28 protein-coding genes and 1 tRNA gene are annotated in these 26,717 nt (G+C 66.8%); 17 read left to right on the top strand and 12 right to left on the bottom strand.

What is annotated here, in order from left to right; all coding sequences use genetic code 11:
* Nucleotides 1-72: 72 nt before the first annotated feature.
* Nucleotides 73-666: a tRNA (pseudouridine(54)-N(1))-methyltransferase TrmY gene (gene trmY, locus L593_RS14335; protein ID WP_020447693.1), complete on the top strand. Its 594-nt coding sequence runs from the start codon at nucleotides 73-75 to the stop codon at nucleotides 664-666.
* A gap of 72 nt (nucleotides 667-738) precedes the next feature.
* A tRNA-Pro gene (locus L593_RS14330) sits at nucleotides 739-811 on the top strand.
* Nucleotides 812-1,031: 220 nt separating this feature from the next.
* Here L593_RS14330 and L593_RS14325 read toward each other — a convergent pair.
* Nucleotides 1,032-1,823: a formate/nitrite transporter family protein gene (locus tag L593_RS14325; RefSeq protein ID WP_020447692.1), complete on the bottom strand. Its 792-nt coding sequence runs from the start codon at nucleotides 1,821-1,823 to the stop codon at nucleotides 1,032-1,034.
* Nucleotides 1,824-2,477: 654 nt separating this feature from the next.
* Between L593_RS14325 and L593_RS14315 the strand changes: the two genes are divergently transcribed.
* Nucleotides 2,478-3,515, top strand: a complete 1,038-nt coding sequence (locus L593_RS14315; protein WP_020447690.1) for an NAD(P)-dependent alcohol dehydrogenase — start codon at nucleotides 2,478-2,480, stop codon at nucleotides 3,513-3,515.
* 27 nt (nucleotides 3,516-3,542) lie between these two features.
* On the opposite strand, the gene L593_RS14310 is transcribed toward L593_RS14315, so the two are convergent.
* The 3 genes from L593_RS14310 to L593_RS14300 are packed head-to-tail and all read right to left on the bottom strand — an operon-like array spanning nucleotide 3,543 to nucleotide 5,522.
* Nucleotides 3,543-3,743 (bottom strand): hypothetical protein, encoded by a 201-nt coding sequence (locus L593_RS14310; RefSeq protein ID WP_020447689.1) that lies wholly within the window; start codon nucleotides 3,741-3,743, stop codon nucleotides 3,543-3,545.
* A complete protein-coding gene (locus tag L593_RS14305; protein ID WP_020447688.1) occupies nucleotides 3,740-4,795 on the bottom strand; it encodes a serine protease in 1,056 nt (351 codons plus the stop codon). Before L593_RS14305 ends, L593_RS14310 begins: the two co-directional genes overlap by 4 nt.
* Before the next feature lies 1 nt (nucleotide 4,796).
* A complete protein-coding gene (locus tag L593_RS14300) occupies nucleotides 4,797-5,522 on the bottom strand; it encodes a serine protease (RefSeq protein WP_020447687.1) in 726 nt (241 codons plus the stop codon).
* A gap of 335 nt (nucleotides 5,523-5,857) precedes the next feature.
* Between L593_RS14300 and L593_RS14295 the strand changes: the two genes are divergently transcribed.
* From L593_RS14295 to L593_RS14260, 8 genes are all read left to right on the top strand, one after another.
* Complete coding sequence (locus L593_RS14295) at nucleotides 5,858-6,694, top strand: RecA superfamily ATPase (RefSeq protein ID WP_020447686.1); 837 nt, start codon at nucleotides 5,858-5,860, stop codon at nucleotides 6,692-6,694.
* Nucleotides 6,695-6,770: 76 nt separating this feature from the next.
* Nucleotides 6,771-7,637, top strand: a complete 867-nt coding sequence (locus L593_RS14290; protein WP_020447685.1) for a hypothetical protein — start codon at nucleotides 6,771-6,773, stop codon at nucleotides 7,635-7,637.
* Nucleotides 7,634-8,206, top strand: coding sequence for a hypothetical protein (locus L593_RS14285; RefSeq protein ID WP_020447684.1), 573 nt, complete (start codon nucleotides 7,634-7,636; stop codon nucleotides 8,204-8,206). The genes L593_RS14290 and L593_RS14285 overlap by 4 nt, the downstream gene beginning before the upstream one ends.
* A gap of 62 nt (nucleotides 8,207-8,268) precedes the next feature.
* The gene (locus L593_RS14280) at nucleotides 8,269-9,411 is read left to right on the top strand and encodes a M20 family metallopeptidase (RefSeq protein ID WP_020447683.1); all 1,143 of its coding nucleotides are present in this window, start codon (nucleotides 8,269-8,271) and stop codon (nucleotides 9,409-9,411) included.
* Nucleotides 9,412-9,528: 117 nt separating this feature from the next.
* Nucleotides 9,529-11,040 (top strand): carboxypeptidase M32, encoded by a 1,512-nt coding sequence (locus tag L593_RS14275; RefSeq protein WP_020447682.1) that lies wholly within the window; start codon nucleotides 9,529-9,531, stop codon nucleotides 11,038-11,040.
* A gap of 221 nt (nucleotides 11,041-11,261) precedes the next feature.
* A complete protein-coding gene (locus tag L593_RS14270) occupies nucleotides 11,262-12,185 on the top strand; it encodes an ABC transporter substrate-binding protein (RefSeq protein WP_020447681.1) in 924 nt (307 codons plus the stop codon).
* A gap of 114 nt (nucleotides 12,186-12,299) precedes the next feature.
* Entirely contained in the window at nucleotides 12,300-12,815 is a 516-nt protein-coding gene (locus L593_RS14265) for a peptidylprolyl isomerase (RefSeq protein WP_020447680.1), read from the top strand.
* 79 nt (nucleotides 12,816-12,894) lie between these two features.
* Nucleotides 12,895-14,166 (top strand): NAD(P)/FAD-dependent oxidoreductase, encoded by a 1,272-nt coding sequence (locus L593_RS14260; RefSeq protein ID WP_020447679.1) that lies wholly within the window; start codon nucleotides 12,895-12,897, stop codon nucleotides 14,164-14,166.
* A gap of 44 nt (nucleotides 14,167-14,210) precedes the next feature.
* On the opposite strand, the gene L593_RS14255 is transcribed toward L593_RS14260, so the two are convergent.
* Together L593_RS14255 and L593_RS14250 are read right to left on the bottom strand one after the other, a co-directional pair.
* Nucleotides 14,211-14,525 (bottom strand): DUF357 domain-containing protein, encoded by a 315-nt coding sequence (locus tag L593_RS14255; RefSeq protein WP_020447678.1) that lies wholly within the window; start codon nucleotides 14,523-14,525, stop codon nucleotides 14,211-14,213.
* 16 nt (nucleotides 14,526-14,541) lie between these two features.
* Complete coding sequence (locus L593_RS14250; RefSeq protein ID WP_020447677.1) at nucleotides 14,542-16,320, bottom strand: radical SAM protein; 1,779 nt, start codon at nucleotides 16,318-16,320, stop codon at nucleotides 14,542-14,544.
* 242 nt (nucleotides 16,321-16,562) lie between these two features.
* On the opposite strand from L593_RS14250, the gene L593_RS14245 reads away from it, so the two are divergent.
* Nucleotides 16,563-17,951 carry a tryptophanase gene (locus L593_RS14245; RefSeq protein ID WP_144060810.1) on the top strand — a complete coding sequence of 463 codons (1,389 nt, stop codon included), beginning with the start codon at nucleotides 16,563-16,565 and terminating at the stop codon, nucleotides 17,949-17,951.
* A 57-nt stretch (nucleotides 17,952-18,008) separates the two neighbouring features.
* Here the strand turns inward: L593_RS14245 and L593_RS14240 are convergent, their stop codons facing one another.
* The 3 genes from L593_RS14240 to L593_RS14230 form a co-directional block, all read right to left on the bottom strand.
* On the bottom strand, nucleotides 18,009-18,230 hold the full coding sequence (locus L593_RS14240) for a hypothetical protein (RefSeq protein WP_049894187.1): 222 nt from the start codon (nucleotides 18,228-18,230) through the stop codon (nucleotides 18,009-18,011).
* Nucleotides 18,231-18,352: 122 nt separating this feature from the next.
* Nucleotides 18,353-19,219, bottom strand: coding sequence for a UbiA family prenyltransferase (locus L593_RS14235; RefSeq protein ID WP_049894185.1), 867 nt, complete (start codon nucleotides 19,217-19,219; stop codon nucleotides 18,353-18,355).
* Nucleotides 19,220-19,405: 186 nt separating this feature from the next.
* A complete protein-coding gene (locus L593_RS14230) occupies nucleotides 19,406-20,527 on the bottom strand; it encodes a pyridoxal phosphate-dependent aminotransferase (protein ID WP_020447674.1) in 1,122 nt (373 codons plus the stop codon).
* 636 nt (nucleotides 20,528-21,163) lie between these two features.
* Here L593_RS14230 and L593_RS15775 point away from each other — a divergent pair.
* Nucleotides 21,164-21,655, top strand: coding sequence for a hypothetical protein (locus L593_RS15775; protein ID WP_144060779.1), 492 nt, complete (start codon nucleotides 21,164-21,166; stop codon nucleotides 21,653-21,655).
* Here L593_RS15775 and L593_RS14220 read toward each other — a convergent pair.
* Complete coding sequence (locus L593_RS14220; RefSeq protein ID WP_020447672.1) at nucleotides 21,652-22,794, bottom strand: TIGR04053 family radical SAM/SPASM domain-containing protein; 1,143 nt, start codon at nucleotides 22,792-22,794, stop codon at nucleotides 21,652-21,654. The genes L593_RS15775 and L593_RS14220 overlap by 4 nt on opposite strands.
* Nucleotides 22,795-22,917: 123 nt before the next feature.
* Here L593_RS14220 and L593_RS14215 point away from each other — a divergent pair, with 123 nt between their 5' ends.
* The 4 genes from L593_RS14215 (at nucleotide 22,918) to L593_RS14200 (ending at nucleotide 25,200) form a co-directional block, all read left to right on the top strand.
* The gene (locus tag L593_RS14215; protein WP_020447671.1) at nucleotides 22,918-23,292 is read left to right on the top strand and encodes an Htur_1727 family rSAM-partnered candidate RiPP; all 375 of its coding nucleotides are present in this window, start codon (nucleotides 22,918-22,920) and stop codon (nucleotides 23,290-23,292) included.
* A 27-nt stretch (nucleotides 23,293-23,319) separates the two neighbouring features.
* Nucleotides 23,320-24,528 (top strand): TIGR04347 family pseudo-SAM/SPASM protein, encoded by a 1,209-nt coding sequence (locus L593_RS14210; protein WP_020447670.1) that lies wholly within the window; start codon nucleotides 23,320-23,322, stop codon nucleotides 24,526-24,528.
* 113 nt (nucleotides 24,529-24,641) lie between these two features.
* On the top strand, nucleotides 24,642-24,875 hold the full coding sequence (locus L593_RS14205; RefSeq protein WP_020447669.1) for a DUF2061 domain-containing protein: 234 nt from the start codon (nucleotides 24,642-24,644) through the stop codon (nucleotides 24,873-24,875).
* Between the two features lie 70 nt (nucleotides 24,876-24,945).
* Complete coding sequence (locus L593_RS14200) at nucleotides 24,946-25,200, top strand: glutaredoxin family protein (RefSeq protein ID WP_020447668.1); 255 nt, start codon at nucleotides 24,946-24,948, stop codon at nucleotides 25,198-25,200.
* Nucleotides 25,201-25,241: 41 nt separating this feature from the next.
* On the opposite strand, the gene L593_RS14195 is transcribed toward L593_RS14200, so the two are convergent.
* Nucleotides 25,242-25,922, bottom strand: a complete 681-nt coding sequence (locus tag L593_RS14195) for a metal-dependent hydrolase (protein WP_020447667.1) — start codon at nucleotides 25,920-25,922, stop codon at nucleotides 25,242-25,244.
* Nucleotides 25,922-26,584 carry a metal-dependent hydrolase gene (locus tag L593_RS14190; protein ID WP_020447666.1) on the bottom strand — a complete coding sequence of 221 codons (663 nt, stop codon included), beginning with the start codon at nucleotides 26,582-26,584 and terminating at the stop codon, nucleotides 25,922-25,924. Before L593_RS14190 ends, L593_RS14195 begins: the two co-directional genes overlap by 1 nt.
* Between the last annotated feature and the right edge of the window lie 133 nt (nucleotides 26,585-26,717).

Genomic DNA, 26,717 nt, shown 5'->3' with positions numbered 1-26,717 from the left:
GGGGAGCGGGTGGATACTGACGGACATCGTCGATTCGACGGGGCTTTGAGCACTCCGCCGCTCGCGTCTGCTATGCGTCAGTTCGTCGTCGTCGGTCACGAGGTCACGACCGACGCCGAGATATCGCTCGACGACCTCCCGGGCGCCGGCCGGTTCGACGTGCTCTGCCGGGCCGTCACTGCTACACTCCTGACATCACACGGCATCCGCGAGGACACTCGCGTGCACGTCGTGATCGACGACGAGGTGACGATCACCGTCGACGGCGCTCACGTGCGGCGACTCAATCCCGACGAGCGCTCGACCGCGGCCCTGCTGCGTGGCGCCCTCGAAGAACGGGCGGAAGCGATCGGCCACCAGCCAGTCGAATCTTCGCCCGGCGTCGAACTCCGCCGGCGGGGATTCCAGGCCACGCTCGATGCGATCGTCCCCGACGGCGCCCTCGTCGTGCTCGAGGCCGACGGCGAGGCCGCAGGCGCCGCTGATACCCCCGAACGTCCCGTCTTCGTCCTCTCGGACCACAACGACTTCACGGAAGACGAACGGGGGATCCTCGAAGACCGAAACGCGAAGCGGCTCTCGCTCGGACCGATCGCCCTCCACGGCGATCAGGCGATCACGGTCGCCCACAACTGGCTCGACACCGACGGGTTCCAGCGGTATTGACCGCTGCCGAACAGGGCGGTCGCCGCCGCACTCCGGAATCGTTAAAGGCCGACGACTGCTTCGTCCACGTGCGGGCCGGTGGGGTAGCTTGGTATCCTTCGGCCTTCGGGTGGCCGTAACCGCGATTCAAATTCGCGCCGGCCCACTTCCCGCATCTCTCACCGCTGAGCGACGGCCTTCGGGTGGCCGTAACCGCGTCCTCGTGAGCGAAGCGAACGAGGGGTCGCGGAGCTTCGCTCCGGGGCGATACAAGTTCACGCCGTCTACGCGAGCGTAGCGAGGAGAGGCTCGGAGGACGAAGTCCTCCGGTGGCCCACTTCTCCAGCAACGAACCGCGACGACACACCGAGGAGTCCGCGCTGGGGCTACGACTGGTCCTCGTCTCGTGCCCCGTAAATCTGCGTGACGTGCGAGAACGTCACCAGCCCGAGTCCCCCGACGAGGTTCCCCGCCGTGACGACTGCCGTCATGTACGCGAGTCTGCCGAGACCGATCTCGGCTCCGAAGAGCAGCCCGAAGAAGACGTGGAGGACCGTGACCACGACGTGGTCGAACGGACCGAGCGCGAGGAAGAACCCCACGACGTACGCGAGCGCGATCCGGCTGCCGGCGGTATCGACGGCCAACAGCAGGTACGACAGGAGGGTGATGAGTGCTCCACCGGCGATCCCCCGGGCAAACCACGTCTCTGCGCCTCGTGCTGCGGTTTCCGTCGCGAACTGGGTGAGCGTCTCGGCTGCCCCGGGTGGGAGAGCGCCGTCGACTGCGAAGATGAGAGCGATCAGGCACCCACCTGCGAGATTGAACACGAAGGTGAGCGTCCACAATCGGAGCAGTGGCCGGACCAGCCAGCCACTGGCGTCGTCGACTGCTGCGGCGGTCGGATCGAAGAAGTTCTCGTTGAACAGTTCCGTTCGACCGACGACCACAAAGACCAGGCCGGGGCCGAAGGCGAGCGCGCCGGCGAGCTTCGCGAGGTCGCCGAACTCGGGCTCGACGATCCCCTCGACGATGCCCAGCGCGACGATTCCGAAGACGATGGTGAACCCGGCGATGAAGCTCGTGGAGGCGAGTTCCAGCAGCGACTGCTCCAGGCGGCGGTTGCCCTCGTCGACTGCGTCGTCGAAGACGTCGGCTGGAGACGGAACGTCGGTCACGTACGCAACGACGACGGACAGACTGAAAAGTAAGCAGACGACTACTCCGTCGTTCGACGTTCGAACGAACGCTCGCCGCAGCCGAGGCAAGTGATAGGTTCTTCGAGGTAGGTTCGATCACACGCCGTGCAGTGATAGAGCGGCGCAGACAAGGTGACCACGCCGCCATCTGTCGTCGGAGATGGCCCCGTTTGCGCCGATGAGCGCTCGTCGGATTCCGCATCCGACTCCGCGTCGTCGCGGACGGCTGCGAGCAGACGGCGCCGTTCGGCCCCGCGATCGGTGCCACTCACGTCGATCCCCTCCACGTGGCCAGTGATCGCCGCTCCTCCCACGTACTCCCCCAGTACTGGCGGCCACCCGACCGCCCTCGTTCCCCGCGCCGGTGCATAGTGACCACGTACCATACTACCCTTCATAATAATTCCGCTTTCGATTCGTCTGAAGCATTTTACCACTGCAGTAGTCACCAGTTTCCGTCACGGTGAGAACGGGAGTACTCGTTGCTCTCCTTCTCTCTATCTTTCTCTCCTTCTCTCTATCTTTCTCTCCTTCTCTCTATCTTTCTCTCCTTCTCTCGCCTTCCGTACCTGCCACGGCTGGCGACCTTCCGGCTGCCGAAGGGTTTTGCTGGCGGCCAGGGAAGTACAGCCTATGAGAGCAGCAGTTCTACACGAACCGGATCGGATCGAACTCGAGGACCGCGAAGCGCCTGCGCCTGGCCCCGACGAGGTCGTCGTCGACGTCGGCGCGATCGGCATCTGTGGCTCGGACCTGCACTACTACGAACACGGTCGCATCGGCGACTACGTCGTGGAGTCCCCGCTCGTCCTCGGCCACGAATCTGCAGGGGTCGTCGCTGCCGTTGGGAGCGACGTCGAGAGCCACAGCGTTGGGGATCGCGTCGCGCTAGAGCCTGGCGTCCCCTGCCGTCGGTGCGAGTACTGCCGATCGGGTCGCTACAATCTCTGTCCGGACGTGACCTTCATGGCCACGCCGCCGGACGACGGGGCGTTCGTGGAGTCCGTCGCCTGGCCAGCCGACTACGCCTTCACGCTCCCTGACGCGGTCAGTCTTACAGAGGGCGCGCTCGCGGAGCCCGTGAGCGTCGGCGTCCACGCTTGCCGCCGGGGCGACGTCGGCGCGGGAGACAGCGTGCTCGTGACCGGCGCGGGGCCGATCGGCCTCCTCGCCGCGGACGTGGCCGAGGCCTTCGGCGCGACGGAGGTCACGATCTCCGAGCCAGTCGATCGCAAGCGGGAGATCGCCGCCGATCGCGGCGCGACGAGAACGGTCGATCCCGTCGCCGACGACGTCCAGTCGGCAGTCGGTGGAACCGGCGACGGCGGCCCCGACGTCGCGATCGAGGCGACCGGCGACCCGGCAGCCCTGCAGGACTGCATCGATTCCGTCCGACGAGGCGGCACCGTCGTCTGCGTGGGATTGGGCGCCGAGTCGGAGCTCTCCCTCGACGTGGTCGACCTCGTCGACGACGAACTGACGCTCGCCGGCTGTTTCCGCTACGCCAACACGTACCCGACGGCGATCTCGCTGCTCGCCGACGGCCAGATCGACGCCGCAGGCCTCGTTGACTTCGAAGCGCCACTCGAGGAGACCGCCGACGCCATGGAGCGAGCGCTCGATCCGACGCTGGTCAAGGGGATGATCGAAATCGACGAGGCGGACGCCTGATCGGGATCGGTACGAAGCCGCGAGACGCTACAGGTCGCGGAACTTGGTGAACTCGGTCGCACCGCAATGCTCGCAGCGATCCGGTCGTTCGTCGTATCGCGCCTTGCAGCCAGTGCACCGCCAGACGTACTCGTGCGTCCGAGGGGCGTCGTCGACCGCATCGGTCGGCACGTCCGCCTGACCGGCAGAATCGTTCTGGTCGTCCGCGTCGTCAGTGTCGTCTGTCATAGCCAGGGATCGATCTCCTCGAGCGTCTGTTGGGCGTCCAGGTGGTTGAACCACTCGCGGTGCGACATCTGCCAGTCGTACACGTAGTCGTTCAGTGGCTCGGGCGGCGCCTCCCCGCGTGACTCACGCGCGACTGCCCCGTTCGTCATCCCCACGAATCGGCCGTCGAGGTCGAACACCGGTGCCCCGCCCGTGCCCGGGAGGCCGTGGACGTTGCTCCAGTGCTCGTCGATGTAATCGGGGTTTGCGTCGAACGTCTGGGTCCGGAGGTAATCGCCGACCGTCGCGACCCAGTGGCCGTACTCGTCGTGGTGGCCGATCTGCACGAGCGGTTCGTTGGGCTCGGGTGGCGACTCCGCCACGACCGACCGATCGATCGGCGAGCCCGGGACGTCGAGTTCCAGTAGTGCGAGGTCCTCCACGCCCTGGTGGCGTTCGACGACCGCAGCTTCGTGTGCCTCACCGTCGGCGGTGTGAACGGTCACGCGTTCGAGCGGGCCTCGCTGCGAAGCGAGCTTCTGTTTGACCGTTACGACCCGGTTCTCCGCGACGAACCAGCCCGTTGCGAGTCGGTGGGGGACGGGCTCGGGCCGCAGATCGACGAACACGACGCTGTCCGTGTGTTGCTGGCGAACGGCCTCGGCGCGATCCAGGACCGACTGGTCGTACGCTCCCTCGAACTCCTTGAGGATCGCCCGCAACTCGATCGCGCGTTGCTCGGGGTCGATGGGGTCTCGGTCGTCACCGTCCGAGCTTCCAGTGTCGTCGCCGTCGTCCCCGCCAGAGCCGTCACCGTCGGTGCCGTCGGCATCTCCGCCACCGTCGTCCTGTCCGTCGCCGTCACCCCCGTCGTCACCGTCCCCACCGACGCAACCCGCGACGGATGCGATCCCGGCGGCACCGCCGAGTCTCGCCAGGAGTCCACGCGAGTGCGATACGGGATCGTCCTCGGGACGGTCGCGATTTCGGGATCCCTCCCCAGCCGCGTGGTCGCTCGCGTCGGACTCGCCGCTTTCGGATCGAGTACCGTCGACGTCGTGCTGATCGGTCACGTCAGGTCCACGCCTCCATGCGATCCAGCGCCGATTCGATCGGCACGTGGTAGGTGGTAATCACGGGTCTCACGGGTTCGTGCAGGACGGTCTCGTTTCGAACCGGCGCTCCCCAGGCCGCCTCCTGCTCGGGGCTGATCGTCGCGTAACTCGAGATTCCCACGACCATCCCGTCGAGTCCGAGGACGGGCGAGCCGCTATTGCCGATCAGGATCGGCACCTCGGAGGCGAACGAGTGCTGTTGCTCGTGGTGCAGATAGGGACCCGCCGCCAGCACCCAGTACCCGAAGTTGCCGGGGTGACCGACCTGAACGAGTGGGTCCTCTGGGTCGAGCGCCTCAGACATCCCCGTTTCGAGCGGGGAGAGCGTCCGCTCCGTTTCGAGCAGTCCCACGTCCGGCCGTCGATCCTCGACCAGGTCGACGACGGTCGCCGAGAACTGCTCGCCATCTAGCGTCCAGCAGTCGACCTCCTGATCGGCGGACTGGACGGTGTGCGCGACGGTGAGCAGGTGCGATTCGTCGACAGCCCACGCGGTTCCGAGACTCGCAGGCGAGGCCTTGAGGACGTAGACGCCCGACCGCGCCTGAATTCCAACGTCCTGTGCGGTCTCCTTCGCCGCTTCTGGCATCGTCGAGAGTCGCTCGCGGCGTTCCTGACGGCGCTGCTCGAGTTCGTCCTCGAGCCGTTCCACCGCCGCAGCCGGATCCTCGTCCTGCTCTTGCACCGCTGGGGGTGAACTGGCGACGGACTGAACCGAAACGCTGGCAGATGCGTCACGGTCGTCGGCAGCGACCGAGGATGCGGACCCAACGGCCCCGGCACCGGCGAGCGCGCAGATTTTGACGAATCGACGACGGCTCGACTGCGGCGTCACGGACCTGGGTTTGCAGTCAGCAGTATAGAGTGTTGGGACTGAACAACTACGTGGAACCACGCAACGGTTTCTCGAAGCCACCCGCCGCGAGGTACCGGGCCCGCCTGGCAGCAAGCCACCACGAATCGAGCGGGCACGCCCCGATCTGCCGTAAGTGCTAACGGCGGTCGCTCCGAACGGCTGCCATGGCTCGGGTCCCCTTCGGCGTCTCGCGGCTGGATTCGATGATCGGCGGTGGCGCACCCACCGGGAGCACGGTGTTGCTCGCGAGCGAGGTCGGTGCCGGGGGTCGCGAATTCCTTTACACCACGGCCGCGATGAGCGGCCTCGCCCACGCTGACGAGGAGCTGTTCGACCTGTACTACGGCGACCTCGAGGGGACGGCTCGGCTTCCAGATTCGGTGCAGTACCTTTCCTTCACCGACGATCGCAACGCCATCGTCGAGGAGATGGAGTACACGATGGACGCGGAACTGGTAGACGCAGCCACCGACGCGATCTCCTTCGAGGACCTCTCGGAAGAGTACTTCCAGCTCAGTCAAGTGCCCAGTGACTGGTACGCTGGTACGACGCCCGACATCACCGCACTCGGCGACCGACACGATCGGCGGGACGTCCTCGACGCCATCGGCGAGTACCTCACTCGTGAGGGCGAGGGGAGTCTCGTCGTCATCGACTCGGTCACCGACCTGATCAGCGTCGCGAGCGGCGAGATGGACTGGACCGACATCACGCTCCTGATCAAGGGCCTGACCAAGGCCGCGAAGAAGTGGGGCGGGATGGTCGTGCTGCTCGTCACGCTCGAAACGCTCGAGGACACCGAACTGGGGCGGTTGATGGAGGCCACCGATGGGACACTCCTCTTCGAGTGGGAGACCGGTGGGAGCGAACGCGCCAGGACGATGGTCGTGAAACAGTTCCGGGGCGTGCTCTCGCGGCTCGAGGAAGAGGAGATCATCCGCTTCGAAACGGAGATTCACGACGGCGGGTTCGACATCAGCGACGTCCGGAAGATCCGCTGAAACGGCAGGACGACCGGCAATCTGCCCTCCGACGGGCCACCGGATACTTATGGCTCGCAGTCGGATTCACAACCAGATGGCGAGTGAAGACACCGGGGACCTCGGCGGGCTGGCGGTGTCCGAGGACGTCCGGCGCTGGCTCCAGCGAACGGCCGACGAGCACGGCGTCGACGTCGAGCACTTCGTTCGCGAACTACTCGCCGCACACCATGCGCTCGACAGCGACGGAACCAATCTCGACGCGGTGGAGGAGTCCATCGATCGAGGCGAACTGGACTCCGTCCGTGAGGAGTTTACGGAGCTCCTCGAGGACGTCAGGTCTCGCGTGATTCAGGTCAAACGCGAAACCGACGCGAAAGCCCCCGCAGACCACGACCACGAGTCCATCGAGTCCGACCTCGAAGCACTGCAGAGCGCCATCGACGACCTCGACGGCGACCTCGAGGCCCACCAGGAACGCGTCGAATCGCTGGGATCCGCGATCGACGACGGATTCGAGAACTTCGAGGAGGTGCTCGAGTACCTCCTCGAGACGACCGACGACCTCGCGGAGCGGACCGACCGACTGGCCCGAGCGACCATCGGCACTCGAGAGCGCGTGCAGGAGTTCGCGGGCACGATCGAGGAACGAGCCGCCGCCGACCGATTGAAGCGGGACGCGGCACTCGAGGGGATCGGCAGTGCGGACTGTGCCGAGTGCGGGCAGTCGGTGCGTGCTGCGCTCCTGACGGCGCCGGAGTGTCCCTTCTGCGCCGCCGAGTTCGTCGATCTCGAGCCCAAGCGCGGGCTGTTCGGATCGGCGACGTTCCAGACCGGGGCCCGCCCGGCGCTCACTGGAGCCGACGAGGATCCCGTCGCTGACGAACTCCGATCCGACGTGGAGCGAGACCGACCCGATCCAGCCGACGTCGACTGGGACGCCGCGGGTGACGACGGGCCATGAGCGGAGACGACGGCGGCGAGGAAGACGTGGAGGAAGCAGGCGACGACGGAACGGAACAGCCAGGCGAGGAATCGCCGATGGACGAGTTCGGACTCCGCGGTGGCGACCTGACCGATCGCGCCGGCGACCCGACTGCTGAACCCGACGACCCGGAAGGGGACGGATCGGCATCCGGAGCCGCCTCCGACGACCCGCCCGGTTCCGGCGGTGCAGACGCGGACGCACCGCTCAGTTCGCTCGCTGCCTCGGTCGACGAGCGTCGCGATCGTGCGGTCGACCCGGCCGAGGACGAACTCTTCGACGAGGAGGACGTGCCGGAGATCGACACGGAGGTCGTCTGGGACCGACTCGACGAGGACGAGCCGCCCGAACTCCCCGAGGAAACTCAACAGGACGTCCGCGTCGTCGAGAAACGGAGCTACTGCGAGCAGTGCCCGTTCTTCTCGGCGCCACCGGATGTTCGTTGCACGCACGACGGGACGGAGATCCTCGAACTCGTGGACATGGAGCGGTTCCGGGTCGTCGATTGTCCGAAGGTCCGAGAGGACGAACGGCTGGAACGGCTCTGAATTCCGCGATCGCTCGGGGAGCAGCCCCATCGATTATCACCCTGGCAGCCGCCGGCTCCGATATGGACGAACTCCGCGCCCTCGCTCGCGACCTCGTTGCGACGCCGAGCCACGATGATCCCGACGCAGCAGGCGATCTGATCGAGGACTGGCTCCGTGAGGAGACGACCGCGACCGTCGAACGCGACGCCGTCGGAAACGTCCTCGCCTGGCACCCTGCCGGCGACGATCACCTCGCGGACGGCGACGGATCACTGGCACTCGTCGGCCACCACGACGTGGTGCCACCGGACGACGAGCAGGTCACCGACGATGGCGAGTACGTCGTCGAGGAGCGGGACGGGAGACTGTACGGTCGCGGCAGTGCCGACATGAAAGGCGCCGTCGCCGCCGCGATGCTCGCGTTCCGCGATGCCGAAGAGGCGCAACCGGAGCCGGATGGCAATGCGCGCCCGACCATTCAGTTCGCGAGTTTCGTCGGCGAGGAGATCGGTGGCGAAGGCGCTCGCCACGCGATCGACGAGGGGTTCGCTCCGGATCTCGCGATCGTCGGGGAGGGATCGACCGGCTACTCGGGCCCCGGCGTCACCGACGTCGCGATCGCCCATAAGGGTCGTCGAGCGAGCACGATCGTCGCGCACGGTGAGAGCGTCCACGCGAGCGCCCACGAGGAGGGAACCAACGCCATCTATCGCGCCTGCGACGCCGTGTCCACGCTCCGAGACCTCTCGGTGCCGGAGGTCGAGGTCGCGGGCGAGGCGCTGTCAGGCAGCATCGTCGCGACCGAAATCGAAGGGGGAAGCGCGTGGAACGTCGTTCCCGATCGCTGTACCGTGACGGTCGACGAGCGAACGGTGCCCGGTGAACGAGCCGCGCTCGACGAACTCGCGACGGCAGATGGAATCGAGTGGGTCGTGGAACAGGATCTCCCGCCGATGCGCTGTGAGGACTCGGCATTCGCGGACCTCGTGCTCGACGCCGCGCGATCGAACGTCGACGACGCCGCGGCGGGCACGGCGCAACACGTCGTCAAACCCCACGCGACCGACGCCGGCTGGCTCTCCGAGGCCGGGACGGACTGCGTGATCTGTGGTCCTGCAGAGTCTGGAGAGGCCCACACCGCGACGGAGAGCGTCTCGATAGCGGTGCTCGATCGCTGCCGATCCATCTATCGAGACGCCCTGGAGGCACACCTGCAGCAGTAAGCCCCTGGATAATATCCATGGGCTCAGATCGCCCCTTCGTGCCGTCCGTCCCGCTGTGCATGGGGCAGCGCTACCGGGATCCACGGATTCTTCACGTCGCCACTGCAACGGACAATCATGTCGGATTCAGCTACGACTGCGTCCCCCGACGAGACCTACGAGGAGTTCCTCGATCGCGTCAAGCGACGGTACAACGTCAATGCCGCTGCCGGCGTGCTGCGATGGGACCAGGAGGTGATGATGCCCGAAGGTGGAACGACCGCCCGTTCGGGGCAACTCTCCGCTCTTTCGGCGATCGGACACGAACTCCTGACAGACGAGGAGATGGGCGAGTGGATGACGACGCTTCGCGACGCCGACCTCGACGACGACCAGCAGCCGGTCGTTCGCGAGGTCGGCCGCGAGTACGATCGTGCCACGAGCGTCCCGACCGATCTGGTCGAGGAGATCTCCGCGGCTACCAGCGAAGCCCACCCCGAGTGGACCGAAGCGAAGGAAAATTCGGAGTTCGAGACGTTCGCCCCGTCGCTCAAACGACTCGTCGAACTCAATCGCGAGTACGCCGAGCACATCGACCCCGACCGGCCGGCCTACGAGGTGCTCTTCGAGGAGTACGAGCCGTACCTCGGACTCGAAACGGCCGATCGCGTCCTGACCGAGCTCCGCGAGGGACTGGTCCCGCTGATCGAGGACGTTAGGGAGAGCGACGTCGAACTCGCGACGCCCTTCGACGGCGAGTATCCCGAGGACGCACAGGAGGAACTCGCGCGGACGGTGCTGGACGAACTGGGCTACGACTGGGAGCACGGACGGCTCGATACGGCCCCGCATCCCTTCTCCTCGGGGACGCAGTTCGACGCCCGCGTGACGACCAGGTTCGACGAGTCCGAACCGCTCGGCGCTCTCCTGAGTACGATCCACGAGTTCGGGCACGCCCGCTACACGCAGGGACTCCCGAAGGACCAGTACGGGACACCGCTCGGGAACTCGCGCGACCTCACCGTGCACGAGTCCCAGTCGCGCTTCTGGGAGAACCACGTCGGACGGACGACGCAGTTCTGTGAACGTCTTGTGCCACTCGTTCAGGAACACCTCCCGGGCGCTGAAGACCTGACGGCCCAGGAGCTGTTCGAGGCGCTGAACGAGGTGTACGAGGACAACCTCATCCGCGTCGAGGCGGACGAACTCACCTACCACCTCCACATCGTCGCACGGTACGAGATCGAACGCGAGATGATCTCGGGCGACCTGGCGATCGAGGACGTCCCCGAGGTCTGGGACGACACCTACGAGGAGTACCTCGGCATCCGACCCGAGAACGACGCCGAGGGCTGCCTCCAGGACATCCACTGGAGCCACGGCTCGTTCGGCTACTTCCCGACGTACTCACTGGGCAGCGTGCTCGCCGCCCAGATCGACGCTGCGATGCGCGAGGACCTCGACGTCGACGGCCTGGTCGCCGACGGCGAGTTCGAACCGATCGCCGACTGGCTCGAGACCGAGATCCACCAGCACGGGTCCCGGTACACTACGAACGAGTTGATCGAGAAGGCGACCGGCGAGCCGCTCACGGCAGAGTACTTCCTCGACTACGTCGAAGAGAAGTACGGCGAGCTGTACGACATCTGAGGACGGCGGAGCGTTTACCGGGCCTCGATCGTGGCGAGCAGGCGGCGCGTAGTGGATCCGTCCCGACGGCGCGCCGCGCACCAGCCTGGACCGACGGGCGGAGACGGTCAGTTCACGCGCGGCACTCGCCGCGGTATTCTACTTGAATCTGGGGTGGAGAGACGCATCCACCATCCGTCGAACGCCGAAAGTTCTTGCTCGGCGGGCGAGAATCGGCTCCCATGCACGTCGTCACGCTCCTCCCCTCTGCGACGGAGATCGTCGCCGCACTCGGCGTGGACCCGGTCGGCACCTCCCACGAGTGCGACCACCCACCCGGCGTCGCCGACGGCCCCGACATCACGTCGACGCGCATCGACGCAGCGGCGTCGAGCGAGTCGATCGACCAGCAGGTCGCACAGGCGGACTCCGGCGACGGCGTCTACGAGATCGACGCCGACCTCCTCGAGCGCCTCGATCCGGACCTGATCGTCACGCAAGGCATCTGTGACGTGTGCGCGGTGGACACGGTGCTCGTGGAGCGGGTCGTGGAGGAGCTAGATCTCGACGCCGAGGTACTGACGACCGATCCCCACCACCTCGAGGATCTGTACGAAGACGTCGAGCGGATCGGCGCTGCGCTCGGCCGGGACGAGGCGGCCGACGAACTGATCGCCGAATTTCGAGATCGCGTCTCGGCGGTCGAAGCCGCCGTCGGACCGATCGAGGAGCGTCCGTCCGTCGCGATCCTCGACTGGATGGATCCCGTCATGGTCGCCGGCCACTGGATGCCGGAACTCGTCGAGATCGCGGGCGGGCAGTATCCCCTGGCCGAGCCCGGAGATCGTTCGACGCCGCGCGAATGGGACCTCGTCCTGGAAGCGGATCCGGACGTCCTCGTGGCAGCGCCGTGTGGGTTCGACCTCGACCAGACGAGGTCGAACTTGGGGGATCTCGCCGATCGCGACGGCTGGTCGGGCCTCCGGGCCGTCCGTGCAGGAAGATCCTACGCCATGGACGGTCACCACTACGTCAATCGGCCTGGGCCGCGACTGATCGACACCCTCGAACACCTCGCCGCAACGCTCCATCCAGGGCGGTTCGACGTCCCACCAGCCGACGTCGTGCGTCCAATGTCGGAACTGATCGCCCCGAACCGGCTCTAACATCGAATCGGCTCTAACATCGAATCGGCTCTAACATCGAATCGGCTCTAGCCCTCCACCCCTCGCGAGAACGAGACCCGCACGCTTTTCGGCAGGGCACGCGTCGCCCCGTGCATGGGAGATACGACTGCAATCCTGCACACGAACCGCGGCGACATCGAGGTCGAACTCTACGAGGACAAGGTGCCGAACACGGTCGAGAACTTCGTCGGCCTCGCGACTGGCCAGAAGGAGTGGGAGGACCCGGAAACTGGCGAGACGATCGACGGCGAGCCCTACTACGAGGACGTCCCCTTCCACCGCGTGATCGCCGACTTCATGATCCAGACCGGCGACCGCACCGGGACCGGTCGCGGCGGCCCCGGCTACACCTTCGACGACGAGTTCCACGACGACCTGAGCCACGACGGGCCGGGCGTGCTCTCGATGGCCAACAGCGGCCCGAACACGAACGGCTCGCAGTTCTTCATCACGCTGGCAGCCCAGCCCCACCTCGACGGCAAGCACGCCGTCTTCGGCGAGGTCATCGACGGCATGGACGTCGTCGAGGAGATCGGCAACCTGCCCACGGACCGCAGCGACGAGCCCCAGGAGGAGGCGACGCTCGAGTCCGTCACCGTATACCGATAACGCGCCACCTACGAACCGACTACTCACCGGTCGCACCGCGAACACCGTCTTTTAGGTCCGGCACGCCGAATCACGCGCTATGACTGACGAGCGGGTCGTGATCGCGGGGGCCGGCCCGGCCGGACTCGTCGCCGCTCGGCACCTCGCCGACGCTGGCGTCGACGTGACAGTGTTCGAAGCCGACGAGACCGTCGGCGGCCGGGTCGCGAGCAGGGCGGTCGAGGGCTACACCCTCGATCGCGGGTTCCAGGTCCTCTTCACCGGCTACCCGACGGTCCAGCGGGAACTCGACCTCGACGTGCTCGAACTTCGGACGTTCAAACCCGGTGCCGTCATCTGCCGGCCGAACGGCCGCTCCGTGGTCGGCGATCCGCTACGGGATCCGGGGTCGATATCGCAAACCCTGCTCAACCGAGAAATCACGACACGCGACGGCTATCGCCTCTGGAAACTCCGGCGAGAACTCCGGGGCGAATCCCGTGGCGCAATCTTCTCCGGTGCCGACCGAACGATCCGCGAGGAACTCGAGCGCCGCGGCTTCTCCGAGGGGTTCGTGGAAGCGTTCGCGGCACCCTTCCTCGGTGGGATCACCCTCGATCGCTCGCTCGAAACGAGCAAGCGGGTCTTCGAGTACGTGATGAAGGTGCTGGCGGCGGGCAAGACCGTCGTCCCAGCGGCAGGGATGGGCGCGATGACCGAACAACTGGCCGCGAACGCTCGCGATGCAGGTGCGAGGATCGAAACGGGGTCGGCGGTCGAAGCGGTGACGGCCGACGGCACTGGGGGCGACTTCGACCTCGGCAACGAGACCGTGGACGGCCACGCGGCGATCGTCGCGACCGACGCGCCCACAGCACGAGACCTGACCGGCGTCGACGCGATTCCGACGGATGGTCACGCGGTCGCGACGCAGTACTACACCGTGCCAGAGCACTCGGCCCCGCCGGGCAAGCGCCTCCACCTCAACGCCGAGAGCGAGCAGCCGAACACCCTCGTCACGCTTTCCAACGTCGCGCCGGAGTACGCAGGCGAGAACGACCGCGCGCTCATCTCCGCGACGTTCCTCGGTGATCCGGACGCCACGAACGCGAAGCTCGACGACAAGACGCGGCGTACGCTGCAGTCGTGGTACCCCGAGCGGCAGTTCGGCGACCTCCAGCTACTCGAAACGGATCGAATCGACTTCGCGCAGTTCGCCCAGCCGCCGGGCTGTCACGACGACCTGCCCGGCGTCGCTGCGCCCGAGGGTCGATGCTACCTCGCCGGCGAGTACACGCAGTGGTCCTCGATCGACGGCGCGCTGCAGAGCGGGCGGGACGCAGCCCAGCGCGTGCTAGCGGATCTCTCTTGAGTGGAGCGCCGATCCAGCCTGCCGGGGCGTGAAAGATCGAACGCCTACTGTGTGAACAGGTGTCCCTCGCTGGGGACGTCGAGGACGCCGACTCGCGCGCCGGCGTCGAGCCAGCCGTGGCCGTAGGAGAAGGCCGCGAGCGCGTCGGGGAGGTCGTCGGTCTCACGGAAGTGCCGACCGTCTCGCAGGTACGCCTCGGCCATCTCGAGACACTGCTCGGCAGCGTCTCGCTGGCTCTCGGGGAGGTCCTCGGCGACAGTCGCGACCGCGAGTGCTTCGGCGAGCAGCGCCTCGTACTGGCCGGTCTTCTCGCGGAAGCCGGCTTCGAGATCGTCTGTGTCGTCGGAGTTGCCGGTCATGGCGTGCGAATGGAAATCAGTCTGCACCGGCTGGATTGCCCGTCGTTACGAACGCAGAGAGGTCGGCGTCGACGCCGAGGTCGGCAACGGAGTCGTAAGGTCGATTCACCACGATGTCACCAGCCCGCTGCTTTCCGATCCCGGGAAGCGCAGCGAGTTCCGTCATCGAGGCCGCGTTGAGGTCGAGTGGGAAGGGAACGCCGGTGACCGACCGATAGCCGTGGTCCACGATCGCGACGTCAATGGTCTGGCCGAGGTCGCGCTCGCCCGGGACGCCGACCAGCAGCGGGTAGGTGCCGAGTTGGCGGCCGAACGTGGTCCCGTCCTGGTGGTACTCCAAGGTGACGTCGGGGAGGACGGTGCCGGGCGGGGCGAGTCGCTGGAGCATCGGATTGTCGATCTGCTCCCGGACGCGCGACTTGTACTGCTTGAACAGCTTCTTGTGGTCGTTGGCGATCTGGGCCCCGGTCTCGTCCATGTCGGTGCCGGGGAACGCCATGACCTGACGGATGTTCACGCGACGGAGCATCAGGCCCTCGTCGTAGACGCGCTGGAGGAACTGCTCGTTGTGCTCGAAGGTTTCCTCGCGCTCGGCCTTGAGCCCGTGGAGGAGGTTGATGCCCGGCAGGAGCTTCGGGAGCCGCCGGGGTGCGCCGTCGCCGAACGTGGGCGCTTCGACGTCGGCGTCTCGATCCCCGGGCGGCTCGCCGGGTGCGCCGGAATCGAACGGCGGCTGGTCGTCCTCGGGCCGCCAGCCAGCGACCTCGTTGACGATCTTCACCGCCTCGAACGCCTCGTCGGCAGTGACGTTCAGGTTGTTCGCCTCCTGGACGACCGGATCGGCGGATTCCAGCCCGAACGCGGCGGTATCGCCGGGCGTGTTGTGGCGGGCGATGACGCCGAGGCCCTCCCGAGAGAGCTCGGGCCACTTCACGATCGTGATCGGATTGACGTTGTCGAGGTGGAGCGTCTCGAGATCGGGGACGGCCTCCCGGATGCCGCCGTAGAGTTCCCGGAGCGAGTCGGGATCAGGCTTCTCGCCGTCCCCACCGTAGGCGAGGATGTCGGCCTGTCGACCGAGCCGGAAGTTCCGGACGCCGTGATCGGCGAGGGCCTCCACCTCGCCGACGACGGTCTCCGGCGGGCGGAAGGTCGCGTCGCCGTACAGCGGCTCCGTGCAGAACGAACAGCGATACGGACAGCCGCGGCCGGTCTCCATCTCGCAGATGAGGTACTCTGGATGGTTCGGGTGCTCCTCGACGACGAACGCACCCTTCTGGGCCCAGCGCGTGACCTCCTCGACGTCGCGATACCGGCCGTTGAATCCCTCGAGGCCGCTCTCGACGATATCGTGTGCCGCAGCCTCGACGTCGCCCATCGCGAGGAAGTCGAAGTCGAGGTCGTCGCGCTCCGTCTCGATACCGCCCGCGTTCTCCTCGCCGACGCCGAACTTCGCGGGGCCGCCCATCACGCTGACACCCTCTGCCGTCCACGCGAGTTCCCGGACTTCGTCGGGTTCGGCCGGCGTGCCACCGACATACTTTCCGGGGACGGTCATGCCGCCGATGTAGAGCATGAGGTCGGCGTTCGCGACGTCGGCCCAGCGGTTCCGCTCGTCGCGGAGTTCGTCGATCGTGTGGTAGGTGATCCGCTCCTCCGGCACGCCAGCGTCGACCATTGCGCCAGCGGCGTAGCGAGGGTAGGTCGAGATGTACGGGGGAACCCCGAAGTGTGCCGGTTCGTCGACGTACCCGTCCACGATGGTAACGTCGATAGCGGCGGGGTCCGCGGTCATGGACAGTCATTGCCGGCCGAACGGTATAACGCGTGTGGATCGGGTGCTCGGATCTCACGGATCCCCTCGCCGTCGGTCGAGCGCGATCGATCGCCGAAGCTACGGGGAAGTGCGTCGGCCCGGCTAGCTCGAACGACCGCGATTCGGTACCGAGGTGCACACCTCCGGCACCGGAGGAACGAGGTTCACCGTCAGGGCACAGGATTCCTCGGATCACATATAGGTTTGCGGCGGAGCAAGTCCTGACCATGTACGAATCCCGGATGGTGGATCGCAGATCGGTACCGGATCAAGGCGAGCGCGAGCGCATCCTCGCCGAGGCGGGGTACAATCTCTTTGCCGTGCCGGCAGACGCCGTCGCTGTCGACCTCCTGACGGATTCCGGAACTGGCACGATGAGTTCCGAACAGTGGGGCGCCCTGTTGCAGGGCGACGAGGCGTACGCGGGCAGCAGCAGTTTCGCCGATCTCGAATCCGCAGTCTCGGCGGTCATGGGCTTCGATCGGATCGTCCCCGCCCACCAGGGCCGTGGCGCCGAGCACGTCCTCTACGGGGCGATCGTCGACGACGGGGACGTCGTGCCGAACAACACCCACTTCGACACGACGCGGGCACACGTCGAAGCGGCGGGCGGCGATCCGGTCGACTGTCCCGTCGAGGGGGCGAGGGATCCCGACGCCGAGGGTGACTTCCTCGGAAATCTCGACGTGGACGCGGCGCGGGCCGTCGCGGCAGAGCACGGCGAGGACCAGGTTCCAGCGATCGTGGTGACGGTGACGAACAACGCGGCGGCGGGCCAGCCGGTCTCGATCGAGAACGTCCGGCGCGCCCGGACGCTCGCCGACGAGATCGACGCTCGACTCGTGATCGACGCCTGCCGGTTCGCGGAGAACTCGTTCTTCGTGAAAGAGCGCGAACCGGGCTGGGGCGACGCGTCGATCCAGGAGATCGCCAGGGAACTGCTCGGCTACGCCGACGCGCTCGTGATGAGCGGGAAGAAGGACGGCCTCGCGAACGTCGGCGGTTTCGTGGCCGTAGCCGACGACGGGACCGAGGCCGCGGACGCGCTGTTCGACGAACTGAAACAGCGCGCGATCCTCTACGAGGGATTCCCGACGTACGGCGGGATGGCCGGCCGGGACATGGCGGCGATGGCCGTGGGGCTCCGAGAGGCCGTCGAGCTACCGTACCTAGAGGATCGGATCGGACAAGTGCGGGAGCTCGCCGACCTGCTAGAGGCCGCCGGCGTACCGATCTATCGGCCCGTCGGGGGCCACGCCGTCTACCTCGATGCGGCGAGCGCACTGCCCGACGTTCCCGCTCACCAGTTCCCCGGACAGACGCTCGTCTGTGCGGGGTATCTCGAAGGGGCGGTACGGACGGTCGAGCTAGGGAGCTTCGCGTTCCCCGACACCGATCGGCCGGAACTCGTCAGACTCGCGCTCCCGCGACGGACCTACCACCGCGAACACCTCGAACTGGTCGCCGACACGTTCGGCCAGGTCGTCGATCGAGCGGCGTCGCTGGGCGGCCTGGAAATCGTCGACGAACCGGGTCGAGCGTCGCTCCGGCACTTCTCGGCGCGACTCGCGCCCGTCGACGGCGAACTGGTGGCACCGGCGGCGGAGTGACTGGTGGTCGACGACAACTGAAGCAACGGTGAAAGGTGCGGCCGATTCGAGCGGCGATCAGACCCACTCGGCGAGCGGACCCACGGCGTCCGACTGGATCCAGGCGTCCTCGATCTCTCGGTCGTAGATGATTGTCTCCTCGTGATCGACGGCCACCGCCGAGTAGCGGTCGCCGTCCGTGGCCTCGTGGTCGACCGAGCCGTTCGCCATCATCTCGTCCGTCTCGTCTGCTGGCATGAGTTTGGAGTGCAGGGTCGTCGTGACCCCGTCGTCTTGCAATTGTCGTGCGATTCAAGCACTGCTATGCGCCCATCCATGTTAACTGTTATCGTTCGTCAAACGATTGCCGGGTTAAGGCCGATCGCCAGTTGCGCTGGCCTCGCTCGGGGATGCCCTACGAGTCACGCGAGCGGCTCGAACCACACCGCCGCCACAAGCACGGCGAGGAAGACGTAGGCACCCCGGACGAGGAGCATGGTCGCGAGTTCGGCGTCGGCCCGCCGGGTCGCGACGACAACGGCACCAAACGCGGCGACTGCGAGCACGCTCGTCGGCGGAAACACTGCGACTGCGACGAGCGCGACGACGACGAGGAGACCGACGGCCATCAGCCCGTAGGCGAGCCGGCGAGCCGCAGGCGGTCCCACCGTGACGGCGACGGTGCGCTTGTCGATGGAGCGGTCGTACGCCACGTCCTGGGCGTCGTCGATGACCTTCACGCCGGAGAGCACGAGCAGGAAGACGAGTGCGAAGGCGGCCGTCACCGCTCCGATGGACACTGCCTGGACGTAGCTGCCCCCGAGAATCGCTAGCGCGATCCCCGCAGGGTAGCCCGTCGTCGCCGTGAGCGGATTTGTATCGAGCTGAGGGGCGTGGTGGTAACCGATCAGCCAGCCAGGAAGCGTGAGGAGGGCAGCGACGAGATTCACGCCGATCCAGAGGACGCCGAGCAACGAGAAGAACACCGCCGTCGCACCGGCGAGTGCGATCCGGCAGCCACTGACCGTCAGCGGGTGGTCGTCGTCCTCGTCGCGCACGTGGAAGTCGACGTAGCCGTCCTTGACGTGGGCGGTGTAGACCGCGGCGAAGATCGCTAACGAGTGGACCGCCCCGAGTGCGACCGATTCGAGCCCGCCGAGTACGGCGCCGAACCAGGACGCTGCGATCGGCGGGAGCATGAACACTGGATGGACCTGCGACCCGAACGCACGGAGGGCCGCAAACGGCCCGCTACCGTGACGTGCGATGCTGCCGCGGGGACCTTCCATGCTGAGACAGACGGTCGCATGCTACAAAATAGCACGTGCGATTGCTGGCGACCATTCGAGAGAACGTGGTCGACTGCAGGAACCGAACTCGCTTGCAGCGGAAACCGGGACGAATCGACGGCCGGCGGAGCCTCGCGTCGCGCAACTGGATCGCTCGCGTAGTGCTACTGGATCGATCGCGTAGCGCTACTGGATCGCCCGCGTCGCGTCGCGCATGATCGCGAGTGCGTCCTCTAGTTCCTCCAGTCCAGTCGCGTAACTGATCCGGGCGTATCCGGCACCCCGTTCGCCGAACGCGTCTCCAGGCACGACGACCACGCCGCGATCGATCACCTCGTCGACCCACCCCTCAGGGACGCTCGGCATCGCGTAGAAGGCGCCCTGTGGCGTCGGCACCTCGAGGCCCATGTCGGTGAGTTCGTCGAGCACCAGGTCACGGCGCTCCTCGAAGGCAGTGACCATCTCCTCGACGGGTTCGCGTGGGCCGGTCAGCGCCGCCTCGGCGGCGTACTGCGACGGTGCGCTCGCGCAGGCCTGGCCGTACTGGTGGACGCGAAGCATCCGCTCGATCCGTCGTTCGCTCCCGGTGACCCAGCCGAGTCGCCAGCCAGTCATCGAGTAGGTCTTCGAGCAGGCGGAGACCACGACGACGTTGTCGCTCTCGGCGTACTGGATCGGTGAGTGGTGCTCGCCGTCGAAGACGATGTGCTCGTAGACTTCGTCGGAGAGACAGAGCACGTCGTGCTCGTCCGCGATCCGGGCGAACTCGCGCATGTCGGCCTCGGACTGGACGGCGCCGGTCGGGTTGGCTGGGCTGTTGACGACGAAGACCGCGGTGTCGTCCGTGATAGCCTCCTCGACAGTCGCGGGATCGAGCGTCAGGTCCTCCCGGAGCGGAAGCGGCACCGGGTCGCCGCCGGCGATCTTCGTCAGTGCGTCGTAGGAGACGAACCCGGGGTCGGGGAACAGCACTTCCTCGCCCGGATCGACGTGGGCTTCGAGCGCGATGTGCAGCGCCTCGGAACCGCCAGCGGTCGCGATGACGTCCGCGGGATCGACGTCGATGTCCCAGTCCACGTCGTACCGGTGGGCGATCGCCTCACGGAGCGATTCGGTACCCTTGTTCGACGTGTAGCCGTCGGCGAGGCCGTCCTGGATCGCCTCGCACGCGGCGTCGCGAGCGTGGGCCGGCGTCGGGAAGTCGGGCTGGCCGAGTCCGAGGTTGATCGCGTCCTCGCCAGCGGCCTCGAACACCTTCCGGATCCCGCTGATCGACACCGACTCCACGCGTTCGGAGAATGCCGTCATGTGCCAACGAGCGTCCGGGCCGGCCATACCTCTTGCGGAGGCTCCGGCGGTCGTTCGCTCGGGCCCGACGGACGGTCCGATCGACGGCGTCAGACGTAACGTTCCAGGAGCGCTAAATTGGTCATGGCGGCGATTCCGCCGCAGACGTTCGTTCGGCGATTGCAGACGCTCGACCGAGCGGCGTTCGCTGACTTTCTGGCGGACCTGTGGGCAGCCTGCGGGTGGGACACCCGGATCGACGGAGCAGTCGTAACCGCGAGCAATGGAGCCGATGTGAAACGCATCGCCGTCCTTCCGCCCAGGCGGTTCTCGGGCCGTCGTCTTCGTCGGATCGCTCGGCGGTGGCAATCGGTCTCGCTTCCGGACGACGCCGACGTGGTCGCGTGGGCTGGCCGGGGATCGGCAGCGCCACCGGTTACAGGCGACCGGCCGATCCTCGACGCCGACGACCTTCGTGATCGAGTACTGTTCGGCGTGGACCCGCCAGTCGCCGACGAACTCTGCGAGCGTCACCTCGGCCGTCCAGCGAGGGACGAGCGCTGGAACCAGACGGCGCCGCAACGTCGACGCTGGATACCGACGCGTCCAGCCAGGAGCCGATCGACCGCTTCGGGCCAGCGGACCACTCGGGACGGCGTGCTATCGACGGGAATCGCGGTCCTCGTCGTGCTCGCTCTCATCGCAGGACCGGTTCTCTACTCGAACGCCGTCGGATCGTTCGGCGATCCCTTCGGTGACGATGGCCAGGCGTCGGCCACGCCTGTTCCGGAGCCCACCTGCGAGCGGAGCCCCGCCGAAGTCGCCACGACAGTCGGCGAAGCACTCCAGCCGCCCGAAGTCGGTGCCTCTGGCATGCACACCTTCTGGCAGTTCACCGTGCGGGACCTCCGGGAATCCATGCACTATCGAGCCTTCCGCGGGTACTACGAAGGGCCCCGCTTTGCTGCGCTACGGGAAGCAGACCAGGTCGCGTCCGAGATCGTCGAGCGCGAGGGCGATCGGGCGACCGTTACCGCCCTCGCTCGGACCGACCAGAACACGGCCTGGTACGTCTTCCAGCTCGACCGTCACGAGGACCCAGACGGTGCTGGAAGCTGCTGGCGCATCCGTTCGGTGACACCAGCCTAATCTGCAGGCGGCGTCGCGCCGGAACCGGGCATCGGTCCGTCGTAGCCCTCGGGAACGTACGGGCAGAGCGGGTCGGCTGCGAACGGATCGCCGGTCGTCGCGAACGCTCGCGAGCGGCTCCCGCCACAGACGTGCTTGAACTCGCAGACACCGCACTTGCCGCGAAGCTCCGACCGATCGCGGAGTCGCTCGAAGAGATCAGCGTCGCGGTAGACGTCGACGATCGACTCTTCGGGGACGACGCCCGCCGATTCCGGCAGGAATCCCGATGGGTAGACCTCCCCAGTGTGGGAGACGAACGCGAAGCCGTCACCGGCGACGATTCCGCTACGGCGGCCAGGGCTGCCACTGTCGGAGCGCTCCATTCCGTCAGTTCCGTCTCGCGAGGGGCCACCGCCGGTCTCGTCCTGCGCTCGCCGTGTTTGCATCGCGACCCGACGGTAGTGGGGTGCCTCGGTCGTCTTCACGCCGAACGATTCCTCCCGGGAGACCTCGTGTAACCATTCCATCACTTCTTCGGCGCGCTCCGGCGAGACCGGGTCGAGGAGTTCGCCACGCCCGACCGGCACGAGGAAGAACACGCTCCAGAGGGCCGCCCCGAGATCGGCGACGAGGTCACGGATGGCGGGAAGCTGATCGACGGTCCGGGCGCAAACCGTGGTGTTCACCTGGAGCGGGATGCCCGCCTCGCTCGCGTAGCTCGCGGCCTCGAGCGTCGCAACGAAACTGCCCTCCTCACCTCGAAACGCGTCGTGGTCGAGCGCGAACCCGCCGTCGATGCTGAGTGCCAGCCGGCGAATGCCAGCGTCGGCCAGGTCGTCGATCACGTCCCGCGTGAGTGACGCGGTCCCACTCGGCGTCACCGTCATCGAGAGCCCGAGATCCGTGCCGTACTCGACGAGTTCGATCAGGTCCGGCCGCGCGGCCGGATCGCCGCCGGACAGGACGACGAGTTGGCCGTCGCCGAACCCCCTGGCCTGCTCGAGCAGTTCCTTGCCCTCTGCAGTCGTGAGTTCGTCGGGATGGCGCTCGGCCTGTGCCTCTGCCCGGCAGTGGTCGCAGGCGAGTTCGCAGGCCTGGGTCAGCTCCCAGATCAACACGAACGGTCGTTGGTCGGTGTCGAGAGAACTCGGTCGCATGGTGGTGGCGGCGAGGTAGCCGCTTGTAATCGTCTTCGATAGCCGCCGAAAAGGCCGCGCCGCCCGTTCCCACGGCCTGGGAACGCGAGGGGCGGTTTTGGTCGTCTACCTGGAACTGCGTGTATGGTCGAGACGGCAGATCGATCGCGAGTCGGTGAAGAACCCCGGGGCGACCCGACGCGCGAGTGGGAAGTGTTCGTCCGCGAGAATTCCGACGACCCGCTCCGTCACGTCGGGAGCGTGAGCGCTCCGAGCGCCGAGGTCGCGCACGAGCAATCGAGCCGCCTCTTCGCGTGGTACGCCGACGATCTCTGGCTGTGTCCCGCCGACGAAGTCCGGCGGTTCTCCACGCACGATCTGGCCGAGGAGGAATCGTCCCCAGAATCGGAGGAATCGTCCCCGACACCGGAAGATCGATCCAGCTCGGAGGCCGTCGTCGACGAGGACGAGACTGCGACCTACGACGGGGCGGACGAGCCGCGCGTGACCGAACTCTGACTCGCGACGCACCGAGGAACCCACCCCATGATCTCCATCAGCAAGTTGCTCTGTGGCGGCGAAGCGGAAGGCGACGGGCTCCGGTACGACGCGGCCGGCGAATCCCGCAAGCCCCAGATTCGCGAACGGAAGCAACGACGGCCCGTGGTCGTCTGGAACACGACCAAGCAGTGCAATCTCTACTGTTCGCACTGTTACGCTGGCGCCGAAGACGCGAGCGCGCCGGGAGAGCTATCGACCGCCGAAGGGAAGGCCCTCCTCGAGGACCTCGCGGCCTTCGACGTGCCGGTCGTGCTGTTCTCCGGCGGCGAACCGCTGGTCCGCGACGATCTCGAGGAACTCGTCGCCTACGCGAGCGACCTCGGTATCCGGCCCGTCCTCTCCACGAACGGCACGCTGTTGACCGAGGGCAGGGTCGAGGCGCTCCGGGACGCCGGACTCGCCTACGCCGGCGTCTCCGTCGACGGGATGCCAGAGCACAACGACGAGATGCGGGGGCAGGAGGGCGCGTTCGACGCCGCACTCCGAGGGATCCGAACGAGTCTCGACGCTGGGCTCAAGACTGGGCTGCGGTACACGATCACGGAGGAGAACGCCGACGACCTCGAAGACGTCATCGACCTGCTGCACGAGGAGGGCGTCGATCGCTTCTGCTTCTACCACCTGGACTACGGCGGTCGCGGCGCCGAAATCGCCGACGCCGACCTCGCCCCCGAAGACAAGCGCGAAGCGGTCCGCACGCTCTGTGACCTCACGCGCGAGTACCACGATCGGGGTGACGAGATCGAGACGCTCCTCGTCGGCAACTACGCCGACGCCGCGTTCCTCGTCGAGTACGCGCGATCGGAACTCGGCGGTGACGCAGCCGAGCGGATCCGGGCGTACCTCGAACGCAACGGCGGCGATCCGACCGCGGAGCGGGTCGCCGACGTCGACTACCAGGGGAACGTCCACCCGACGCAGTTCTGGCAGTCCTACAGCCTCGGGAACGTGCGGGACCGATCGTTCGGCGATATCTGGACGGACGAGACGAACCCACTGGTCCGTCGGCTTCGCGAACGGGAGGACCACCTCACCGGTCGCTGTGCCAGTTGCCAGTACCGGTCCATCTGCCGCGGCGGCTCCCGGCTCCGAGCGCTCGCGGCGAGTGACGATCCGTTCGGACCGGATCCCCAGTGCTACCTCAGCGAATCCGAACGGGAACCCGGGGGAGCAGGGGATCTGGCCGCGGACTGACGGGAACGCGGACGCTTTGAGGCCCAGCGCGTCGGAGAGGTCGTAACCACATTCAATTACACAAAGTGGCCCTGAGCAACGGCTTCATTACCGATCGGCAGCATTCCAGAGACATGTCCGACTCGTTGCTCGGTGGCGCGAACCAGCGCCTCTCCCGGTCTGTCGCCAAGACGCTCGGGTATCGGGTGTTGATGCTCGCGATCACGATCACCGTCGCCTTCGCCGTGACCGACGACGTCGTCGCCGCGCTCAACATCGGCGTCATCACGAACGTCGTCAAGACCGGGACGTACTTCGGCTACGAGCGGCTCTGGGCCCGGATCTCCTGGGGGGCGACCTCGGCGTAACGATTACCGGAAGCGACGATTCCCCTCCACGACCGAAACTCCTACCGCCCGGGCGTTCGTTCTGCCGGCCATGTCGCTGACGCTGTACCAGCTAGATGGCTGCCCGTTCTGTGAGAAGGTCGCCGACGCACTCGACGACAACGGCATCGAGTACGACACGATCTGGGTCGACGCGCCCCACTCCGAGCGGAACGAGGTCAAGCGGGTATCGGGCCAGCGCGGCGTTCCCGTCATCGTCGACGAGGACCGTGGCGTGACCATGGCCGAGTCCGACAACATCCTGGAGTACATCGAGCACACCCTCGCGCCGCAGGCCAGCGCCTGAATCGTCCGAACTGGTTCTCACTGCACTCGTCGGTGGGCCGATCACGGCTCCCGATCACTGACGGGCGGTTCGCCCTGCAGCCGCCGTGCGCCGACGGTGAACAGCCCGAGGAGGATCAGGTACAGCTGCCAGCCGTGGACGGCGAACGGCACGATCCGCTCGACGTTCTCGTCGACCCCGCCGCCAGGCTCCGGATCCGTCGGCGTCGAAACGTGCACGTCGTCCGTGCTCCCCTGTTGGCCGACGTCGATGGTGGTGCGACCGCCGTCGTCGCTCCCGATTTCCACGAACGTCTGGATCCAGCCGTCCGCCGTCGAGTAGACCAGTTTCCCCTCGAGGCGGAAGAACTGGTCGCCGATCGGGTAGAGCAGATTGATCCCCGAGAGATGTGCCCAGTCGAGCAACAGGTGGGCGAGGAGATGGGTCGCAAGGAGTGCCCACGCAGCGCGAACAGCCCAGTCGCCACCACGCTCTCGGAGCCAGGAGACCTCGCGAACTCGCGTGTCGTAGGCGATGGCTGCAGCGGCGACGCCGACGAGCACCAGCGTGTGAAACATCGCTCGATGGGCGCCCGGTAGCCACCAGCCGGGGATCGAATCCAGGTCCGGGAAGATCAAGATCGCAGCGAAGACGGCGAGCAGGTTCCGATCGAACCGCTCTGACGGCAGGAGCGCGGCCGCGACGAGCAGCCCGAATCCGAGGTGCACCGTCGTCGCCGGCATCAGGCCGACACCTCGAGTCGATCACTCAGTTCCCAGCCACGGATCGCGAGCACGGCCACAGAAGCGACGACCACGATCGTCTGCCAGCCAGACTCGACGAGCGTCAGTCGTCGTTCTGCCCCGCGATCCCACCCGGTGTCCGGCGTCGGATTGAGCCAGGATTCGACGTGGTGGTTCGCGGTCGTTCCGGGCGAACCCACGGAGAGGAGACCCTCGTCACCGATCTGGACATAGGTCTGGACGAGTCCATCCTCCGTCGAGTAGAGTAGTTTCCCAGTGACGGCGTAGAAACGATCGTGAATCGGGTAGAACAGGTTCGCGCCCTCGGGACTGAACAGATCCAGGCCGATGCCGGCGACGACGTACGCCGCGAGCGCGACCCACGCGATCCGAACGCCCCGCCAGCCGTAGCGCTCCCGCAGCCAGGATCGATCGCGGCGGGTGGTGTCCCAGTACAGCGCGATGCCGAGGAGTCCAGGGAGTAGGAGGGTATGGAAAGCGGCGTTGGTCGCACCGAAAACGAGGAGACTCACGGCGGCGTCGAGATCCGGAACCACGCCAGCGAACACGACGATTCCGAGCGAGCGCCGGTCGAACGCCGGGCCGAGCAACGCAGCAGCGAGGAGCGCGGCGACCGCGGCGGCGACCAGCGTCGGCACCATAGGGAACCCTGACGCCTCGGCTCAATAAGTGCGCCGGAGGCTGAAATCCCGCTCGTGGCGATCACCGTCATTCCGATCCGTCCGCGGGCGGCAACCGTCGCGTCGAAGGAAAACCACTTGCCCGCGAACGTCG

The sequence above is a fragment of the Salinarchaeum sp. Harcht-Bsk1 genome (assembly GCF_000403645.1).
Taxonomy (GTDB): Archaea; Halobacteriota; Halobacteria; order Halobacteriales; family Salinarchaeaceae; genus Salinarchaeum.
The sequence above is the reverse complement of the archived record's forward strand: the minus strand, read 5'-3'. Positions and strand labels throughout refer to the sequence as shown.

Bases quoted from the DNA above. Each gene is read 5' to 3' on its own strand.
- L593_RS14265 (WP_020447680.1), top strand. From the start codon at position 12,300: ATGGGAGATACGACTGCAATCCTGCACACGAACCGCGGCGACATCGAG.
- L593_RS14295 (WP_020447686.1), top strand. From the start codon at position 5,858: ATGGCTCGGGTCCCCTTCGGCGTCTCGCGGCTGGATTCGATGATCGGC.
- L593_RS14310 (WP_020447689.1), bottom strand. From the start codon at position 3,743: ATGACAGACGACACTGACGACGCGGACGACCAGAACGATTCTGCCGGT.
- L593_RS14280 (WP_020447683.1), top strand. From the start codon at position 8,269: ATGGACGAACTCCGCGCCCTCGCTCGCGACCTCGTTGCGACGCCGAGC.
- L593_RS14250 (WP_020447677.1), bottom strand. From the start codon at position 16,320: ATGACCGCGGACCCCGCCGCTATCGACGTTACCATCGTGGACGGGTAC.
- L593_RS14190 (WP_020447666.1), bottom strand. From the start codon at position 26,584: ATGGTGCCGACGCTGGTCGCCGCCGCGGTCGCCGCGCTCCTCGCTGCT.
- L593_RS14215 (WP_020447671.1), top strand. From the start codon at position 22,918: ATGGTCGAGACGGCAGATCGATCGCGAGTCGGTGAAGAACCCCGGGGC.
- L593_RS14275 (WP_020447682.1), top strand. From the start codon at position 9,529: ATGTCGGATTCAGCTACGACTGCGTCCCCCGACGAGACCTACGAGGAG.
- L593_RS14285 (WP_020447684.1), top strand. From the start codon at position 7,634: ATGAGCGGAGACGACGGCGGCGAGGAAGACGTGGAGGAAGCAGGCGAC.
- L593_RS14255 (WP_020447678.1), bottom strand. From the start codon at position 14,525: ATGACCGGCAACTCCGACGACACAGACGATCTCGAAGCCGGCTTCCGC.
- L593_RS14195 (WP_020447667.1), bottom strand. From the start codon at position 25,922: ATGCCGGCGACGACGGTGCACCTCGGATTCGGGCTGCTCGTCGCGGCC.
- L593_RS14230 (WP_020447674.1), bottom strand. From the start codon at position 20,527: ATGACGGCATTCTCCGAACGCGTGGAGTCGGTGTCGATCAGCGGGATC.
- L593_RS14315 (WP_020447690.1), top strand. From the start codon at position 2,478: ATGAGAGCAGCAGTTCTACACGAACCGGATCGGATCGAACTCGAGGAC.
- L593_RS14200 (WP_020447668.1), top strand. From the start codon at position 24,946: ATGTCGCTGACGCTGTACCAGCTAGATGGCTGCCCGTTCTGTGAGAAG.
- L593_RS14205 (WP_020447669.1), top strand. From the start codon at position 24,642: ATGTCCGACTCGTTGCTCGGTGGCGCGAACCAGCGCCTCTCCCGGTCT.
- L593_RS14260 (WP_020447679.1), top strand. From the start codon at position 12,895: ATGACTGACGAGCGGGTCGTGATCGCGGGGGCCGGCCCGGCCGGACTC.
- trmY (WP_020447693.1), top strand. From the start codon at position 73: ATGCGTCAGTTCGTCGTCGTCGGTCACGAGGTCACGACCGACGCCGAG.
- L593_RS14290 (WP_020447685.1), top strand. From the start codon at position 6,771: ATGGCGAGTGAAGACACCGGGGACCTCGGCGGGCTGGCGGTGTCCGAG.
- L593_RS14235 (WP_049894185.1), bottom strand. From the start codon at position 19,219: ATGGAAGGTCCCCGCGGCAGCATCGCACGTCACGGTAGCGGGCCGTTT.
- L593_RS14210 (WP_020447670.1), top strand. From the start codon at position 23,320: ATGATCTCCATCAGCAAGTTGCTCTGTGGCGGCGAAGCGGAAGGCGAC.
- L593_RS14220 (WP_020447672.1), bottom strand. From the start codon at position 22,794: ATGCGACCGAGTTCTCTCGACACCGACCAACGACCGTTCGTGTTGATC.
- L593_RS14270 (WP_020447681.1), top strand. From the start codon at position 11,262: ATGCACGTCGTCACGCTCCTCCCCTCTGCGACGGAGATCGTCGCCGCA.